The 17,746-nt window shown below is 65.9% G+C and carries 16 protein-coding genes and 1 tRNA gene; 9 read left to right on the top strand and 8 right to left on the bottom strand.

Going from position 1 to position 17,746, the window contains the following annotated elements:
* Nucleotides 1-70 precede the first annotated feature (70 nt).
* The 3 genes from G6N15_RS22400 to G6N15_RS22390 are packed head-to-tail and all read left to right on the top strand — an operon-like array spanning nucleotide 71 to nucleotide 2,641.
* The gene (locus G6N15_RS22400) at nucleotides 71-784 is read left to right on the top strand and encodes a TetR/AcrR family transcriptional regulator (protein ID WP_232070308.1); all 714 of its coding nucleotides are present in this window, start codon (nucleotides 71-73) and stop codon (nucleotides 782-784) included.
* A complete protein-coding gene (locus tag G6N15_RS22395; RefSeq protein ID WP_083089019.1) occupies nucleotides 777-1,556 on the top strand; it encodes a class I SAM-dependent methyltransferase in 780 nt (259 codons plus the stop codon). The genes G6N15_RS22400 and G6N15_RS22395 overlap by 8 nt, the downstream gene beginning before the upstream one ends.
* Nucleotides 1,553-2,641, top strand: coding sequence for an amidohydrolase family protein (locus G6N15_RS22390; protein ID WP_083089018.1), 1,089 nt, complete (start codon nucleotides 1,553-1,555; stop codon nucleotides 2,639-2,641). Before G6N15_RS22395 ends, G6N15_RS22390 begins: the two co-directional genes overlap by 4 nt.
* Here the strand turns inward: G6N15_RS22390 and G6N15_RS22385 are convergent, their stop codons facing one another.
* Complete coding sequence (locus tag G6N15_RS22385) at nucleotides 2,642-3,523, bottom strand: LysR family transcriptional regulator (protein ID WP_083089017.1); 882 nt, start codon at nucleotides 3,521-3,523, stop codon at nucleotides 2,642-2,644.
* Nucleotides 3,524-3,610: 87 nt separating this feature from the next.
* Here G6N15_RS22385 and G6N15_RS22380 point away from each other — a divergent pair, with 87 nt between their 5' ends.
* Nucleotides 3,611-4,360 (top strand): SDR family oxidoreductase, encoded by a 750-nt coding sequence (locus G6N15_RS22380; protein WP_083089016.1) that lies wholly within the window; start codon nucleotides 3,611-3,613, stop codon nucleotides 4,358-4,360.
* A gap of 316 nt (nucleotides 4,361-4,676) precedes the next feature.
* Nucleotides 4,677-5,963, top strand: a complete 1,287-nt coding sequence (locus G6N15_RS22375) for an IS110 family RNA-guided transposase (protein ID WP_083090141.1) — start codon at nucleotides 4,677-4,679, stop codon at nucleotides 5,961-5,963.
* 106 nt (nucleotides 5,964-6,069) lie between these two features.
* On the opposite strand, the gene G6N15_RS22370 is transcribed toward G6N15_RS22375, so the two are convergent.
* The 7 genes from G6N15_RS22370 to aceE form a co-directional block, all read right to left on the bottom strand.
* Nucleotides 6,070-7,488 carry an acyl-CoA carboxylase subunit beta gene (locus tag G6N15_RS22370; RefSeq protein WP_083090016.1) on the bottom strand — a complete coding sequence of 473 codons (1,419 nt, stop codon included), beginning with the start codon at nucleotides 7,486-7,488 and terminating at the stop codon, nucleotides 6,070-6,072.
* A gap of 31 nt (nucleotides 7,489-7,519) precedes the next feature.
* Nucleotides 7,520-8,779: a 3-oxoacyl-ACP synthase KasB gene (gene kasB, locus G6N15_RS22365; protein WP_083090015.1), complete on the bottom strand. Its 1,260-nt coding sequence runs from the start codon at nucleotides 8,777-8,779 to the stop codon at nucleotides 7,520-7,522.
* Between the two features lie 28 nt (nucleotides 8,780-8,807).
* Nucleotides 8,808-10,058 (bottom strand): 3-oxoacyl-ACP synthase KasA, encoded by a 1,251-nt coding sequence (kasA, locus tag G6N15_RS22360; RefSeq protein WP_083090014.1) that lies wholly within the window; start codon nucleotides 10,056-10,058, stop codon nucleotides 8,808-8,810.
* Entirely contained in the window at nucleotides 10,055-10,408 is a 354-nt protein-coding gene (gene acpM, locus G6N15_RS22355; protein WP_083090013.1) for a meromycolate extension acyl carrier protein AcpM, read from the bottom strand. The genes kasA and acpM overlap by 4 nt, the downstream gene beginning before the upstream one ends.
* 170 nt (nucleotides 10,409-10,578) lie before the next feature.
* Complete coding sequence (locus G6N15_RS22350) at nucleotides 10,579-11,487, bottom strand: ACP S-malonyltransferase (RefSeq protein WP_083090012.1); 909 nt, start codon at nucleotides 11,485-11,487, stop codon at nucleotides 10,579-10,581.
* A gap of 131 nt (nucleotides 11,488-11,618) precedes the next feature.
* A complete protein-coding gene (locus G6N15_RS22345) occupies nucleotides 11,619-12,920 on the bottom strand; it encodes a PucR family transcriptional regulator (protein ID WP_083090011.1) in 1,302 nt (433 codons plus the stop codon).
* A gap of 52 nt (nucleotides 12,921-12,972) precedes the next feature.
* Complete coding sequence (gene aceE, locus G6N15_RS22340; RefSeq protein ID WP_083090010.1) at nucleotides 12,973-15,774, bottom strand: pyruvate dehydrogenase (acetyl-transferring), homodimeric type; 2,802 nt, start codon at nucleotides 15,772-15,774, stop codon at nucleotides 12,973-12,975.
* A gap of 183 nt (nucleotides 15,775-15,957) precedes the next feature.
* Between aceE and G6N15_RS22335 the strand changes: the two genes are divergently transcribed.
* From G6N15_RS22335 to G6N15_RS22320, 4 genes are all read left to right on the top strand, one after another.
* Complete coding sequence (locus G6N15_RS22335; protein WP_139798061.1) at nucleotides 15,958-16,575, top strand: hypothetical protein; 618 nt, start codon at nucleotides 15,958-15,960, stop codon at nucleotides 16,573-16,575.
* An 83-nt stretch (nucleotides 16,576-16,658) separates the two neighbouring features.
* Nucleotides 16,659-17,081, top strand: a complete 423-nt coding sequence (locus G6N15_RS22330) for a DUF3052 domain-containing protein (protein ID WP_083090009.1) — start codon at nucleotides 16,659-16,661, stop codon at nucleotides 17,079-17,081.
* Nucleotides 17,081-17,542: a peroxiredoxin gene (locus tag G6N15_RS22325; RefSeq protein ID WP_083090008.1), complete on the top strand. Its 462-nt coding sequence runs from the start codon at nucleotides 17,081-17,083 to the stop codon at nucleotides 17,540-17,542. The genes G6N15_RS22330 and G6N15_RS22325 overlap by 1 nt, the downstream gene beginning before the upstream one ends.
* A 121-nt stretch (nucleotides 17,543-17,663) precedes the next feature.
* Nucleotides 17,664-17,735 (top strand) — tRNA-Val (locus tag G6N15_RS22320).
* Nucleotides 17,736-17,746: the final 11 nt, after the last annotated feature.

The raw sequence follows: 17,746 nt of genomic DNA, 5'->3' as shown, positions 1-17,746 counted from the left end.
CGATCCACCCTGACCGTGCCGCGGGCGACACGTCTTGATGACTAATGACCAATATTGTACTTTGGTCACCGTGGAGCGTTCTCGGGTCGATCGCGTGCAGCGGGCCGACCGGATTCTTGATACCGCCCGTGAGCTGCTGCTCCGCTGGGGTTATCGGCGGGTGACCATCGATGAGCTGGCTCGTCGGGCCGGGGTCGGCAAGGGAACGGTGTATTTGCACTGGCGGTCTCGCGAGGAGCTTTTCCACGCCGTCAGCGCTCGCGAAGCCGCGGGGATGACGGAGGCGGTCATCGGCGCGATGCAAAACAACCCCGCCGAAGTGGCGCTGCACCGCTACCTGCGGCGGCTGTTCGTCGAAGCGATGCGCCGTCCTGTGCTTCGGGCGCTCTACACCCGCGACAGCGACACCCTCGACACATTCCTCGCCTCGGCGAATCATCGCCAGCTCGAGGAAACCAAGCTTGGCGTCAACCGAGATTATCTGGGAGTGCTCGCCGCCGAGGGCATGCTGCGTGCCGATGTGCGCTCAACAGATCTCGACTACACCTTGCCGAACATCGTCTTTGGTTTCTTCGCCGCCGAGCCGTTTCTGCCGCCGGGCATCCGGTTGACCCTCGACCAGAAGGCCGACCAGCTCGCCGACACTGTGCGCCGCGCGTTCGAGCCGGCCGACACGCCGGACAGGCAACAGGTGAAACGCGCTGCTGCCAAGGCCATTCCGATATTCGACCGGCTTGCCCGCGACTACCGGGCCACGGCATACGGAGGCGATCAGGATGACTGAACTGGCTGTTGACCTTGCGCGCCCGCGAGGGCAATACGGGATCGATGGCGACTACCGCCTGATTCCCGCACCTGTGGTGTTCACGTCGTATGCGCTGTTGTGCATTACCGGAACGGTTTTGGCCGTCCGGTGGCTGCTCAGCGGACGCGTCATCGCGGGAGTCACGACGGCTGTGGTGGCCGTTGTGCTTGTCGGCGCAGGGGCCGGCATTGTGCGGTTCAGCCGACGCGGGAAATTCGAAGTGTGGGCGCGCCTGCTGACAGGGTTGCACCTGCGCGGCGACGAACGCGTGCTCGACCTCGGCTGCGGACGCGGTGCGGTGTTATTGGCGGCCGCGAAGTTGCTGCCGCGTGGAAGCGCTGTGGGAGTAGACATTTGGCGGCCGGATCAGACCGGCAACTGTGTGCAGGCCACAGTAGCCAACGCCGAAGCCGAGGGTGTGGCCGACCGCATCGAGCTACACACCTGCGACATGACCGATCTGCAGTTCCCTGACGAGTCTTTCGATGTCGTTGTCAGCAGCCTGGCGATCCACAACCTGCCGGGCAACGACGCACGACGGTCGGCAATCGATGAGGCTGTCCGGGTGCTGCGGCCCGGCGGTCGCCTCGTCATCGCCGACATCGGCTTCACCCGGCTGTATGCCAAGCGGTTACGGCAGCGCGGCATGGAAAACGTCGAGCGTCAAGATCTCGGGTGGCGCGCTTGGTGGGGTCTGCCGCTCATCCGCACCCACGCCGTCACGGCGACGAAGCCAGGGACTGGCTGGTGACCGCAAAGTGCGTCTCGCGAGTGGTGGCGCTCGAAGAGGCGTTTTTGCATCCACGAGTGTGGGACTTGTATCCCGAGTCGTTGCGGCGGAGATACCAGCCCATCAAGGCTCGGCTCAGCGACGTTGGGGCCGAGCGTGTTCGCGCAATGGATGCGGCGGGGATCGACGTGCAGGTGCTCTCGCACGTGCAGCCCGGTGTTCAGATCCTCGCCGACGACCAGGCTGCGTTGGCGGTTGCGGTGTGCCGCGAAGTCAACGACTGGCTCGCCGACGCAATCGCGTCGTACCCGGACAGGCTCGCCGGCTTTGCCATGCTGCCGACGCAGGCGCCGGCGCAGGCCGCCGACGAGCTGGAGCGGACCGTCCGCGAACTCGGGTTCAAGGGTGCGTTGATCAACGGGCATACCAACGGCCGTTACCTCGACGACCCGTCGTACGACGTGCTTCTCGGCACGGCGGAGGCATTGGGCGTTCCCATCTATCTCCATCCCACCGATCCACCGACCGCGATATCAGATGTTTACTACGCACCGTTCGACTCGGCCTTGGTGCCCACCTGGGGTTGGCCGGTGGAGACCGGCACGCACGTGCTGCGGCTGATCTGCGCAGGGGCGTTCGACCGTCACCCGAACTTGAAGATCGTCATCGGGCACTTGGGCGAGTTGCTGCCCTACTGCTTCACCCGGCTCAATGCCGGCGTGACGATGGCCAATTGGCTGCTCGGCGCCGAGTCGCGCAACAGCGTCGGCCATTACCTGCGCAACAACATCTATATGACAAGCAGTGGGGTATTCGACGTACCGGTGTTCGACTGCGCCCGCTCCATGCTGGGCCTGGGGAACCTGATGTTTTCCGTCGACTACCCGTTCCAGGACAACTTCACCGCGATGGAATTCCTTGAACGTTGCGACCTTTCCGCGAGCGACAAAGAACGCTTCGCCCACGGCACGGCGGAAATCCTTTTGGGACTTGGCAATCAGCAATCCAGCCGCGTGCGTCCAGGAGTGGGAGCAGCCTGGTATCGATTACGCAGCCGGGCCAAATCGAAACTGGGCAGAGCGCTCGTCTCAGCCCTCGTCGGCTAATTACCTATGCGCCAATACCAGATCACGAACCGCTGAACTGGTGTGCGGTTGCCATAGCGCTTGCAGCGGCACCAATACCGGCCCGTCGATATCGATGACGGTGACGGCCCCGCCGACCGCGGGTCCCGGCTCCGAAGTCACGAACGCGACGGCGTCGTCGGTCAGCGGTGCCACCTCCGGCGGGCAGCCCTGCACCCGCGTCACGCGGTATCTCGGTTCGAAACCCGCACGCCGGCAGACGTTGACCAGGAAGTCGCTGTAATACGACGCGCCGGGCGGTGACCAGAGCACAATTGGCTCCTCGGCTAGCTCGGCGACCGCGACGCGCTCGCGGCCGGCCAGCGGATGGTCGCTGCGTAGCGCAACACGAAGTATGTCGTAGCGGGCGACGGCGCTGGCCAAGCGATCCTGCGGCACGACGCCTCGCCGCAACCCGAGATGGACGCTGCCCTCGTGCACGCCCGTCACCAAACGGTCAGGAAACAGCTGCACGACGGTGAACGACGTGCCGGGCGCGGCCGCAATCGCGGGCGCGAGCAGCCCGTACACCTCCGCGCTGCTGATAGCAGGGGAGTGGCCGACGACGAACTCCTCGGGTTCGGCGACGGCCGCGGCTCGGGTGTGCTGCGTGACGGTCCTGGCCGCCGCGAGCAATGTGCGCCCCTCGTCGAGCAACGTCTGCCCGGCCGGGGTGAGCGTGAGCCGGCGGCCGGCCCGCACCATCAGCGTCGCACCGATCTCCTTTTCCAACTGGCGAACTGAGCTGCTGAGCGCCTGCTGGGACAGGTGCAATTGGGCGGCCGCGCGGGTGAACCCCGAGGCCTCGACGACCGCGATGAAATGGCTCAGGCGGCGCAGATCCGGTGCCGCGGTGTCAGCCATCGAACCAGCCTAGCTACAAGCAATACTTGTTGGAACCCCATCAAACACTGTTTCCCATTTGTGGTACTACGGCCTAGGTTCAGTGCCATGAGCAACTTGACAGGCAAATCAGCAGTTATAGCGGCGGGAGCCAAGAACCTCGGTGGGCTGATCAGCACGACACTGGCCGACAAAGGCGTCAACGTCGCGGTGCACTACAACAGCCCGTCGTCAGAACCGGACGCCGACAAGACAGTCGCGGCGGCACAGGATGCCGGCGTCAACGCGATCAAAGTGCGGGGCGATCTCACTAAGCCGGCCAATGTGAAGACACTGTTCGACGCCGCCGTCGATGCGTTCGGCGGCGTCGACATCGCCGTCAATACCGTGGGCAAGGTGTTGCGCAAGCCCATCATCGAAACCACCGAGGCCGAATACGACTCGATGTTCGACACCAACGCCAAGGCGGCGTACTTCTTTTTGCAGGAAGCGGGCAAGCGGTTGAACGACGGCGGCTCCGTGGTCACGATCGTCACCGCGCTGCTGGGCGCATTCACCGACGGTTACTCGACGTATGCCGGCGCAAAGAGCCCAGTCGAGCACTTCGCCCGGGCCGCGGCCAAAGAGTTTGCGTCGCGCCTGATTTCGGTGAACAACGTGGCGCCCGGCCCGATGGACACCCCGTTCTTCTACCCGCAGGAAACGCCGGAGCGCGTCGAGTTCCACAAGTCGCAGGCCATGGGCAACCGGCTGACCCGCATCGAGGACATCGCGCCGTTGGTCGTGTTCTTAGCCGACGAAGGCCACTGGATCACGGGCCAGACCATCTTCGCCAACGGCGGCTACACCACGCGTTAGGTGTGGCGAGCAGCTGCCAGGGGGGCTTCGCCCCGCGGTGGAAGATGAAAATTAGCACTGGCAGTTCGGCTGGGTGGGTGGTTGCTTCGCGGGCCGGTGCGGGTTGACGCTTTAGGGGTGTTTCGGTGACCCCGTTGCGTCTGTGTTGCCGGTGAGCACGGCGAGCAGCTTGGTGGCTGGAGGGCACCCCCTGGTGGTTGTGCGGGGGCGGTGGATTGTTGCCTGTGAGCACGTGAGTGAGACTCCTGTTTTGTTTTCGCCCTCTCCGAAACACGCTCCACCACAAGATATCTGGACGGAAAGGGTGTGATCGGCCATGGAGGTGATCCATCCGCGGTGCGCGGGCATTGATGTGTCGAAGAAAGACGCGAAGGTCTGCGTTCGGGTTCAGGGCCGAGGGCGGCGTGGCACGTCGACAACGGTCAGTACGTGGGGGTCGACCACCGGCGAGATCCTGGCGTTACGCGAGCATCTGCTCGCTGAGCGGGTGTCCTGTGTGGTGATCGAATCCACCTCCGATTACTGGAAGCCGTTTTACTACCTACTCGAAGGCCAGCTGAACGTGATGCTGGTCAATGCCAAGGCGGCGCGCAATGTGCCCGGGCGCAAGACCGATGTCTCGGATGCGGCGTGGCTGGCCGATCTGGGCGCCCACGGGCTGCTGCGCGCCTCGTTTGTGCCGCCGGAGCCGATTCGGGTGTTACGCGATCTGACCCGGGCTCGCACCACCATCACCCGGGCGCGCACCAAAGAGATTCAGCGGCTGGAGAAGCTGCTCGAAGACACCGGAATCAAACTCTCCGCGGTGGCCTCCAACATCGTCGGAGTCTCCGGGCGGGCAATGCTAGAAGCGCTGATCGCCGGCCAACGCGATTCGGTGGTCCTCGCTGATCTGGCCAAACAACGGATGCGTCAAAAGATCCCAGCGCTCACCGAGGCGCTGCGCGGACGGTTCACCGAGCATCACGCCTTTATGGTGCGGTTGTATTTGGATCGCATCGATGCCCACACCGCCGATATCGCCCGCCTGGATGCACGCATCGAGGAGGCGATCGCTCCCTTTCGACCCATCCGGGAGTTGCTGATGAGCATCCCGGGCTGGTCGCGGCTGGTGGCCGATGTGTTCATCGCCGAAACCGGTGCGGACATGAGCGTATTTCCCACCGCCGCGCACCTGGCGTCGTGGGCCGGGGTGGTGCCGGGCTGCGACGAGTCAGCAGGCCGGGTCAAATCGGGCGCCACCCGCCCGGGCAACCGTCACCTTAAAGCCGCGCTCGGCGTGGCAGCCCTGTCGGCCGCTCGCACCAAAGACACCTACTACAGCATCCGCTACCGGCGCATCGCCGGCCGGCGCCGGGCCGCCCAATCGCGCAGAGACAAAACCGCCGGTATGTCGATCGCCGGCCAGATCGCCCTAGTCTCCATCGAACACAAGATGCTCACCGACGCCTGGAACATGCTGACCAACGGCGCCTTCTACCGCGATCCCGGCCCCGACTACTACACCCGACACCAGCCCGGCAAAGCCAAGGCACGAGCCATCAAGCAATTGGAGAGCCTGGGATACAAAGTCACCCTCGAGCCACCCACCCAAGCCGCCTAACACCTAATGCCAGCGACTCATCAGCAAGGGGTCGCCTCATTTTCGAGTGAGACGCAAAAGCCCCCCATTTCGGCACGAAATGGGGGGCTTTTGCGTCTGCTCGCCCTTACAGCGGGATGTTCTTGTGGCGACCGCGGCGCGCGGGCGCTTCAGCCAGCGCCTCGGTCAGCTTGCTGCGCGTGTGCGCGGGGTCGATTTTCTCGTCGACCACACCGATATCGATAGCGCTGTCGACGCCGCCTGCGATGCGCTCGTGCTCGGCGGCCAGCTGGTCGTGCAACGCCTCGCGCTCGTGCTCGGGTGCGGCGGCCAGCTTCTTGCGGTGCAGAATCCCGACGGCCGCCTTGGCGCCCATCACCGCGACCTCCGCGTCGGGCCACGCGAACACCTTGGTGGCGCCCAGCGAGCGCGAGTTCATCGCAATGTAGGCCCCGCCGTAGATCTTTCGGGTCACCAAGGTGACCCGGGGGACCGTGCACTCGCCGAACGCGTGCAGCAGTTTGGCGCCGCGGCGCACCACGCCGCCCCACTCCTGGTCCACCCCGGGCAGATAGCCCGGCACGTCGACCACGCAGATCAGCGGAATCCCGAACGCGTCGCACAGCCGCACGAAACGCGCTGCCTTTTCGGCGCTTTCCGAGTTCAGGCAGCCACCCAACCGCAGCGGGTTATTGGCCAGCACCCCGACGGTGCGTCCGGACAATCGGCCCAGACCGATCACCATCGACGGCGCCCACTTGGCCTGGAACTCCTCGAACGTGCCGTCGTCGAGCAGCCCGTGCACGATCGGGTGCACGTCATAGGCGCGCCGGGAAGATTCCGGCAACAACGCGTGCAGGTCGATGTCGCCGGCTTCGGCCTTGCTGCGGTCGAAATGCCCTTGCTGGCAGAACAATCCGACCAGGCGCCGGCCGCGCACGTACGCGTCGAGCTCGTCGTCGGCGACGATGTGGCACACCCCGGACTTCTTGTGGTGCGTTTCAGGGCCGCCCAGCGACGCCATGTCGACGTCCTCGCCGGTCACGCTGCGCACCACATCGGGGCCGGTGACGAAGACCCGGCTGTCCGGCGCCATCACGACGACGTCGGTCAGCGCGGGCCCATACGCGGCGCCGCCGGCGGCGAAGCCGACCACCACCGAGATCTGCGGGATGTAGCCCGACGCCCGGATCATGGCCTCGAACACCAGACCGACCGCGTGCAGCGCGCGCACGCCTTCGGCGAGCCGGGCACCACCGGAGTGCCAGATGCCCACGATCGGGCTCTGTTCCTCGATGGCGGTGTCGTAGGCGTTGACGATGTGGGTACAGCCCTCCATACCCATCGCCCCGCCCATCACGGTGCCGTCGGTGCAGAACGCGATGGTGCGCACGCCGTTGACGGTGCCCGCGGCGGCCAGCACCCCGGAGCGGTCCCGCTCATGCAGCAGCTCGACGCTGTCATCGTCGAAGAACGTCGACAGCCGCAGCAGCGGATCGCGGGGGTCGAGTGATTCACCAACCGCCTCGGGGGCCATCGTCGTCATGAACAGGTCTCCTCTTTGATTGGTGCTCGGCTCAGTACCGACCAAAGGCGAGTGCGACGTTGTGCCCGCCGAATCCGAACGAGTTGTTGATCGCGTACTTGTAGTCTCCTGGCCGCGGCTTTCCGGCCACCACGTCCAAGTCGATCTCCGGGTCGAGATTGACCAAGTTCAGTGTCGGCGGGATGACCTGGTCCCGCAACGCGAGTACGGTCAGGATCGACTCCACCGCGCCGACAGCACCGACCGAGTGGCCCAGTGCGGACTTGGGCGCGTACACCGCCGCGTTTCCGCCATGGGGGCCCAGCGCGTTGTTGATGGCCTTGCCCTCGGCCAGGTCACCGACGGAGGTACCGGTGGCGTGGGCGTTGACGTGATCGATGTCGCCGGGAGTAAGGTCGGCAAGCTGGATCGCGCGCGTCATGGCATATCCAGCACGTTCACCGTTGGGGTCCGGCGCCACCATATGGAAGCCGTCGGAGGTGATGCTGGCACCCATCAGCCGGGCCAAAATGTTTGCGCCGCGGGCCTTGGCGTGCTCTTCGGTCTCGATGACCATCAGCGCGCCCGCTTCGCCGAACACGAACCCGTCGCGGTCCTTGTCGAACGGCCTGCAGGCGCCCGGCGGGTCGTCGTTGTTCGTCGACATCACGATGCGCATCTGCGCGAAGCCGGCGATCGGCACCGCCTCGATCTTGGTCTCCACGCCGCCGCAGACCGCGATGTCGGCCTCACCGAGCACGATCTGCTGCCAGGCCCGCGCGATGCCCTCCGAACCGGACGCGCACGCCGACACCGGCGTCATCACCCCGGCCTTAGCCTTGCGCTCCAGACCGACTGCGGCGGCCGCGCCGTTGGGCATGTACATCTGCACGGCCAGCGGGGACACCGCTTTCATGCCGCGCACGCGCATGTCGTCGTAGCCGAAGACCAGCTCCTCGGTAGACCCCATGCCGGTGCCGATCGACACCGCCAACCGCGTGGTGTCGACCTCGGGGGCGCCGGCGTTGTCCCATACCCGCCGGCCCAGAACGGTGGCCATCTTCTGCAGGTAGCCCATCCGGCGGTTCTCGATCCGCGACAGCTGGCTGTCGAACTCCTCGACGAGATGCCCGCCGATGCGCACCGGCAGGTCGAACTCCTCCACGAACGGATCGTCGAGTTTGCGGATACCACTTTGGCCGTCCAGCAGCATCTTCCACGTGGTTTCCGCATCAGATGCCAGGGCAGTTGTCATGGCCATGCCGGTGACAACCACATTGGGGAACGCTTTCCCCGTAACCAGCTCTGTCATGAGTGTCGGAAAAGTTCCTTCCTGACTGTCAGTAACGCCCGAAGGCAAGCGCGACGTTGTGCCCGCCAAATCCGAACGAGTTGTTGATCGCGTACTGGTAGTTGCCGTAGCGCGGTTCGCCCGCGACGACGTCGAGATTGATTTCTGGATCGGGTGTTTCGTAGTTCAGGGTGGGCGGGATGACACCGTCTCGCAGGGTGAGCACCGTGAGCACCGACTCCAGCGCACCGACCGCGCCGATGGAGTGACCCAGCGCCCCCTTCGGCGCATACACCGCAGCATGTTCGCAGCCGGCGACCCGAATGGCGTTGGCCTCAGCCGTGTCACCGATCGGGGTAGCAGTCGCGTGAGCGTTGATGTGGTCAATGTCCTCAGGCGACAAGCCCGCCAGCTCGAGCGCGCGGATCATCGCTTTACCGGCACGGATTCCGTCGGGCGCAGGCGCCACCATGTGGAAGGCGTCGGAGGTGATACCGGCGCCCATCAGGCGGGCCAAAATGGTTGCGCCGCGGGCCTTGGCGTGTTCCTCGGTCTCGATCACCATGAGCGCGCCGGCTTCGCCGAACACGAACCCGTCCCGGTTCTTGTCGAACGGACGGGACGCGCCCTCCGGGTCGTCGTTGCGGGTCGACATGGCTCGCATCATGGAGAACGCCGCGATCGGCAGCGCCTCGATGCCGCCCTCGACGCCGCCGCAGACCGCAATGTCCGCGTCGCCCATGACGATCTGCCGCCACGCATGCGCAATGGCTTCCGAACCGGACGAGCACGCCGACACCGGGGTCATCACTCCGGCGCGGGCGCCCAGTTGCAGACCGACCGTCGCAGCGGCCCCGTTCGGCATGATCATCTGAACCGCGAGCGGGGACACCTTGCGGGGCCCGCCCTCGTTCATCAGGTCATAGCTCTCGACGATCCGCTCGGCGCCACCGAGACCGGTGCCGACGACCACCGCGAACCGGTCCGGGTCGACCTCCGGGCTTCCGGCGGTCTCCCACAACTGGCCGCCGAGCAGCTTGGCCATCCGCTGGACGTACGACATGCGCCGCAGGTCCAGGCGGCCCATGTGCGCGTCGACGGGATCCTTGAGGTGACCGCCGATCTTGACCGGCAGATCCCACTTGTAGACGAAGTCGTCTTCAAGGACGTGGATGCCGCTCTCGCCGGCCAACAAGCCTTTCCACGTGCCCTCGATGTCCGCCGCGATGGACGTCGTCGCCGTGACGGCGGTTACCACAACGCTGGGGTAACCGCCGTTAGCAGTGGAAGGTCTGGTCACTTCTCGGCTTGCGCTTCCGCAATCCGGGCCCGGACGGCCTCGACCTTGTCGGGGTTCTCCGCCTCGATCTTGGCGCGGATCGCCTCGGCCGCTTCGGGGTTCTCTTCCTCGAGCTTCTGGATGTACTCGACGACGTCACCGACGGTGCGCAGTCCGGCGAGGTCCTCGTCGGGGATCTTCACGCCGTACTTGTCCTCGGTCTGCACGGCGATCTCGACCATCGACAGCGAGTCGATGTCCAGGTCGTCGACGAACGACTTCTCCGGGGTGACCTCGGAGGGCTCGATACCGGTGACCTCTTCGATGATCTCGGCGAGGCCGGCGATGATTTCTTCCTGAGTGACGGGCACAGTGGCTTCCCTTCGTAATGTGTTGTGTTACTGGTGAAAACGTGCGGTTTGTGCGTTACGTGCGGTATCTGGTGCGTGACGTATCTCAAATGGGTAGCGAAGTCGTGCTATTCGGTTGTTGCCCCGGGTTGGCGACGAGGCCTTCGCCTCGTGCCAAAGCTTGGTAAGCGTTACAACTGCGCCAACCCCTCGAGGTCTGCGGGGGATTTGACTGCGTGCGTCGGAACGCCCCGAAGTTCCCGCTTGGCGATCCCGGCCAGAGTGCCCGCGGGTGGGAACTCCACGATCGCCGTGACATTGCGCTGACGCAGGGTTTCGGTGCACAGATCCCAACGCACCGGCCGGGTCAGCTGGGCGACCAGCTTTTCGATCGCCGCCTGCGCCGACGATACCGGCTGACCGTCGTAGTTCGACAGCAGCGTGGCGGTGGGCTCGGCGGTCGCGACGTTGGCCGCGGCCGCCGCGTAGCCCTCGAGGGCCGGCGACATGAACTCGGTGTGGAAGGCCCCGGCCACGCCCAGCGGACGCACCCGCGCCTTGGCCGGCGGGTCTTCGGCGAGCTTGTCCAGCGCGTTCAGCGGGCCGGCCGCGACGATCTGGCCTGCGCCGTTGCGGTTGGCCGGCACCAGCTCGAGCTCCTCAAGCCGGCGCAGCACGTCGGCCTCGTCGCCACCGAGCACCGCCGACATCCCGGTCGGCTCGAGCGCGCACGCCTTGGCCATCTCGGCGCCGCGGGTGGCGGCCAGCGAAACGGCGTCGTCGGCAGAGATGACGCCGGCGATCGCGTACGCAGCGATCTCGCCGACGGAGTGGCCGGCAACGACCAGGTCGGTGTCGTTGAACAAACCGCGCCTGGTGAGCTCCTGGTGGGCCAGCAGCGTGGCGGCAACGACCAGGGGCTGGGTGACGGCGGTGTCGGTGATCTCTTCGGCCGACGCGGTGGTGCCCAGCCGGGCCAGGTCCAGACCGCTCGCCGCCGACCACGCCGCGATCTGTTCTGCCGCGCCGGGCAGTTCCAGCCAGGGCGCGAGCATTCCGGGTGTCTGCGAGCCCTGTCCGGGCGCGAGCAACGCGATCACGTGTCTAAGAGAACACTGTGAAGACGGTTTTGCGGGGTGTAACAGATTATGAACCTTGTCTTAGGTTTTTGTGGAGCTCCCACAAAACACCCTTGGATGCGATGCGTTTGATATCGTGCCGCGATCTCTCACTAGGCGTGGCGGGCACCCAGCGATGTGAGCTTGGTCGCCGCCGGCGGGGTCGCCGTCGGGTTTCCGATGCTGGAGTGATGCATCTGGTAGGCCAGGTGGCCGACCGTGGAAGCCACCCGCAGGACGTACGCGTCGCGCGGATCGGTGGGATCGCGGCCGGTGAATTCGGCGATGCGCTTGAGTCGGTAGCGCACCGTGTTTGGATGAACGAACAACTTTCGGGCGCACGCCTCGATCGCGCCGCCGCAGTCCAGGTAGGCGTCGAGAGTCTCGGTGAGCGTCGGGCCCGCGTCGGCCAGCGGCCGCATCACGTCGGTGTGCAACGCCGCGACCGCCGACGCGTCGCCCATCAGGGCGCGTTCTGGCAGTAGCTCTCGTGCCTGCACGGGCCGCGGCGCCCCGCTCCAGCCGGCGACGGCGTTCATGCCGGAGATCGCTTCGCTGGCGCTGTGGTAGGCCGCTGTCAGCGACGGCGCTGTGGGGCCGATCACCACCGGCCCGTCGGAGAACGCGTCCAGCAGGTCACCCAAGAACTTCTCGGTGGGTGACAGGTGACCGGACACGATCGCCACCAACCAGGTGCCGTGCACGTCGGTCAGAGCCGCGCGACCGTGCCGGGCCGCCACATCCCGGACGTCTTGACTGGCTTTGCGGCTGTCCCCCTGGCTGTCCCTGCCCGGTGCCGGGGTGCCCACCACCACCGTCGCCGGCGCGGTGGTGTCCCAGTTCAGCGCGGCCGCCCGAGAGAGCAGCTCGGGCCCGGTGTCACCGCGCACCACCGCGTCGACGACGCTGGCCTCCATTCGGCTGTCCCAGGTGCCGCGAGCTTCGGCCGCGTCGGCGTAGGCGGTGGCGGCGGTGAAGGCCAGATCGCGGCTGTACTTCAAGATGCCCACCATCAGCGCCGTCAGCTGCTCTTCGGAATGGGCCAGCAGCGGCACGACTTCTTCGAAGTACTCCATGGTGACCCGCACCATGTCGACCGAGTGGCGCAGCGCAATCCGGCGGGTCAGATCCTGGGGCACCAGTTCGAAGGCCTGGGCGGTGTAGCTGACATTGCTGCGCGGATCCTGCATCCATTCGACGAAGTTCACCACCGCGGTCTGCACCACCAGCGCCACGCTGGCGCGCTGCGAGGCTTCCAGCTCGGCGAAAAACGGCAACCGATCCTGCATCGCCGAGACGGCTTCGGTGGCCAGCCGGCCCGAGTATTGCTTGAGCCGGCGCAGCAGCGACTCGGGCACGGTGTCCAGCAGCTCGAGCGTCGAACGTGGCAGGGCCGCGAACTGTTTGTCAGGCATCCCTAAAACTTACGCCCCATTTGTGGATGTTCCCGCCAAGCGCGCGGGTCTGCTAGGCGCCGGGGCCCGGGTCAGACGTCTGCGCCGGCGCGGCCCGCACGTCGGCGATCTCGTATTGCCGTGCCGCCGCGACGGCCACCGACGGGTCGATCTCGCCCTCTCGGGCCAGCGCCTCCAGCACCGCCACAACTTGGGACTCCGCGTCGGTGTTGAAGTAGCGCCGGGCGGCGGGCCGGGTATCGGAGAAACCGAACCCGTCGGTGCCCAACGTGACGTAGCGCCGCGGCACCCAGGGCCGGATCTGCTCAGGAACCGCCCGCATCCAGTCCGACACGGCGATCACCGGCCCGCTGGATTCGGTCAGCGCCTGCGTCACATAGGGCACCCGCGCCGGACGCTCCGGGTGGCGCAGCTTCTCGGTCTCGATGGCCACCCCTTCGCGGTTCAACTCGCTCCAACTGGTCACCGACCACACGTCGGCGGCGACATCCCACTCGGCGGCCAACATGTCGGCGGCTTTCAGCGCCGACGGCATAGCGACCCCGGACGCCAGGATCTGGGCGGTGTTGGCGCGCTGCTCGCTGGCCGACCGGTACCGGTAGATGCCGCGCAGCAGACCTTCGGGGTCGAAGTTCTCCGGCTCGGGCGGCTGGACATACGGCTCGTTGTAGACGGTGATGTAGAAGAAGACGTTTTCCGGGTTCTCGCCGTACATGCGAGCCAGGCCGCTTTCGATGATGTACGCGACCTCGTAGGCGAAGGCCGGATCGTAGGAGACCACCGCCGGGTTGGTGCTGGCCAGCAACAGCGAGTGGCCGTCGGCGTGCTGCAGGCCTTCGCCGGTGAGCGTGGTGCGTCCGGCGGTGGCGCCCAGCAGGAATCCGCGCGCCATCTGATCGCCCGCTGCCCACAGGCCGTCGCCGGTGCGCTGAAAACCGAACATCGAATAGAAGATGTAGACCGGGATCATCGGCTCGTTGTGCGTCGAGTACGACGTGCCCGCCGCGGTGAAGCTGGCCACCGCCCCGGCTTCGTTGATGCCCTCGTGCAGGATCTGACCGGCTTGGCTTTCCTTGTACGCCAACATCAAATCGGCGTCGACCGAGGTGTACAGCTGGCCGTTGCGGTTGTAGATCTTGAGGTTCGGAAACCACGAGTCCATCCCGAACGTGCGCGCCTCGTCAGGAATGATCGGGACTATGCGGTGACCAACTCCATCTTTTCCGCTGTCGCGCAACACTTCCCGGAACGTGCGCACCGTCGCCATGGTGGTGGCGACCTCCTGGGTGCCCGATCCCTTTTTCAGCGACTTGTAGGTGTCGCGGCCCGGCAGCGTCAACGCCTTGGATTTGGTGCGACGCTCGGGCACGAACCCGCCGAGCGCGCGGCGCCGGTCGAGCATGTAGCGAATCTCCGGGGCTTCCGGGCCCGGGTGGTAGTACGGCGGCAGGTAGGGATCCTCTTCGAGCTGAGCGTCCGACACCGGGATGCGCTGGGTGTCGCGGAACTCTTTAAGGTCTTCCAGCGTCAGCTTTTTCATCTGATGCGTGGCGTTTCGGCCCTCGAAATGCTTGCCCAGCGCGTAGCCCTTGATGGTCTTGGCCAAGATGACGGTCGGCTGGCCCTTGTGCTCCACCGCAGCGCGGTAAGCCGCATACACCTTCCGGTAGTCGTGACCGCCGCGCTTGAGGTTCCAAATCTCTTGATCCGAAAGGTTTTTCACCAGATCCTTGGTGCGCGGATCGCGGCCGAAGAAATGCTCGCGCACATAACCGCCGTCGTTGGCCTTATAGGTCTGGTAGTCGCCGTCGGGCGTGACGTTCATCAGATTGACCAGCGCGCCGTCGCGGTCGGCGTGCAGCAACGCGTCCCACTCCCGGCCCCAGATCACCTTGATGACGTTCCAGCCCGCACCCCGGAAGAACGACTCGAGCTCCTGGATGATCTTGCCGTTGCCGCGCACCGGGCCGTCGAGGCGCTGCAGGTTGCAGTTGATCACGAAGGCCAGGTTGTCCAAGGCTTCCAGCGCGGCGACATGCGCGAGCCCGCGGCTTTCGGGTTCGTCCATCTCGCCGTCACCCAAGAAGCACCACACGTGCTGATCGGAGGTGTCTTTGATGCCGCGGTCGTGCAGGTAGTGGTTGAACCGGGCCTGGTAGATAGCGTTCATCGGGCCGATACCCATCGACACGGTGGGGAATTCCCAGAAGTCGGGCATCAGCCGCGGATGCGGGTACGACGGCAGCCCGCCGCCGGGATGGCTGTGCTCCTGACGGAAGCCGTCGAGCTGATCTGCGGACAGTCGTCCTTCCAAGAAGGCGCGCGCGTAGATGCCGGGGGAGGCGTGGCCCTGGATGAAAACCTGGTCGCCGCCGCCCGGGTGGGACTTGCCGCGGAAGAAGTGGTTGAAGCCGACCTCGTACAACGCCGCCGAGGAGGCGTAGGTCGAGATGTGGCCGCCCACCGAGACGCCGGGGCGCTGGGCGCGGTGCACCATGATGGCCGCGTTCCACCGGATCCAGGCGCGGTAGCGGCGCTCGACGTCCTCGTCGCCGGGGAACCACGGTTCCAGTTCGGTGGGGATGGTGTTGACGTAGTCGGTCGACGTCAGCGCCGGGATCGCCACCCGTTGCTCGCCGGCGCGTTCCAGCATCCGCAAAAGCAGATAGCGTGCCCGCGCCGGCCCCGAGCGGGCCAGCAACTCGTCGAAGGACTCCAGCCACTCCGATGTTTCCTCGGGGTCGATGTCCGGCAGGTAGGACGCGACCCCTTCGCGGATCACCCGTACACGGTCGTGTTCGCTTGTGTTGCTTGAGTTTTTGGCCAGATCGTGGCGCACGAACTCGGTAGTCAACTTCCGCTCCTTGTTTGGCGGTTCATCAGCTTCTCACGGGTTCCGCCGCGGGAAAGCTGTCGTCGTCTTCTATCGTGCCGCACCCGGGCCCATCGCGGTGCGGGCGGGCGGAATCCGGCGAGGGGCACATCGTCGCCGGGCGTCGAGGGCAGCCGGGATGGCGAACCGGTAACGTCACGAACTGTGCTGATCGGATGGTCTGCCCTGATGCCGCGCGGATCCACAGACCCGGCAACGGGCGGTCCGGTTGCGCGTCGCGTGCGAATCGGCGCCCTGGCGCTCGGCGGCGTCGCCGCGCTGGTGATGGGCATTGTGGGCTGCACCAGCATCACCGAGGGCACCCCGGCGGCTGACACGGCGGTTGCCCCGGCCTACCGGGCGTCGGTGTCCGCGTCGGTGTCGGCCTCGTCGGCGACGTCACGAGTCCGGGAGTCTCAGCGGCAGCAGTCACTGACCACCAAGGCGGTGCGCGCCGCGTGTGAGTCGTTCGCCACGACCAGCAAGGACGCCATCGACAAGGTGAATGCGTTTGTCGGGGCGTTCAATCAAGGGGCTGACACCGGCCCGACCGAAGGTCCGGCCATCGAAGCGCTCAACAACACCGCCGACACTGTGGCCGGCAGTCTGAGCGCCGTACTGTCGCAGCAGCTGCGCGACGGGCTCAACGGCTATGTCGACGCTGCCCGTTCGGTGGCCAACGCGATTGCCTCGCATGCGCCGACGCAGGAGTTCAACCGGCGAGTCGATCAGCTCAACGACACCAAGACAAAGGCGTTGAAACTGTGCCTTGCCTCCTTTTGAGTCACCGGTGTAGGTCGGCACCTTGCTGTGCGACGATAGTGCGCATCGCACGGCGCGATTGAGAAGTTGAAGGAGGTCCCACGGTGGTCGCGGCGGATGACGCCCCGAACTACGCCCGCAAACTGGGCATCCAACGAGGGCAGGTTGTCCAAGAGTGGGGATGGGACGAGGACACCGACGACAACATCCGCGCCGACGTGGAGGACGCGTGCGGTGGCGAGCTGCTCGACGAAGACACCGACGAGGTTGTCGACGTGGTGTTGTTGTGGTGGCGTGACGGTGACGGCGATCTGGTGGACACCTTGATGGACGCGATCACGCCGCTCGCCGACGATGGGGTGATCTGGGTGCTCACCCCTAAGACCGGCCGGCCCGGGCACGTGCTGCCCGCTGAGATCGCGGAGTCGGCGCCCACGGCGGGCCTGATGCCGACTTCGTCGGTCAACCTCGGTGACTGGAGCGCCAGCCGGCTGGTGCAGCCGAAGTCGCGCGCCGGACGACGCTGATGTTGCCCGTCGGGTCGACCGCGCCGGATTTCACACTGCGCGACCAGAACCAGCAACCCGTCACTCTCAGCAGCTACCGCGGCGCCAAAAACGTACTGCTGGTGTTCTTCCCGCTGGCCTTCACCGGAATCTGCCAAGGCGAACTCGACCAGCTGCGCGATCACCTGCCCGAGTTCGAGAACGACGACAGCGCCACGTTGACCATTTCGGTGGGCCCGCCACCAACCCACAAGGTGTGGTCGGTCGAGAACGGTTTCCTGTTTCCGGTGCTCTCGGACTTCTGGCCGCATGGCGCGGTCAGCCAGGCCTACGGCGTCTTCAACGAGGACGCCGGATTCCCGAACCGCGGCACCTTTGTCGTCGATCGCTCGGGGGTGATCCGCTTCGCCGAGATGAAGCAGCCCGGCGAAGCCCGTGACCAGCGGTTGTGGACCGACGCGTTGGCGGCGCTGAAGGTTTGACTTTGCGCGAGTGTGCGTGTTTGCGTGCGACACGCCGAGCAGGCGCGGCATTCTGTGCACGTTCGTCGCGGGTTTCGGTTTTTGGGGCCCTGGCCGCCGGGCGTGTAGCCTCCGCGGGGCGGGGCGCGTAGCTCAGTGGTAGAGCTCTGGTTTTACACACCAGCGGTCGGCGGTTCGATCCCGTCCGCGCCCACCGAGCGTTGC

The organism is Mycobacterium noviomagense, from assembly GCF_010731635.1.
GTDB lineage: Bacteria > Actinomycetota > Actinomycetes > Mycobacteriales > Mycobacteriaceae > Mycobacterium > Mycobacterium noviomagense.
Note: the sequence above shows the minus strand (reverse complement) of the source record. Positions and strands in the feature narration are given on the sequence as shown.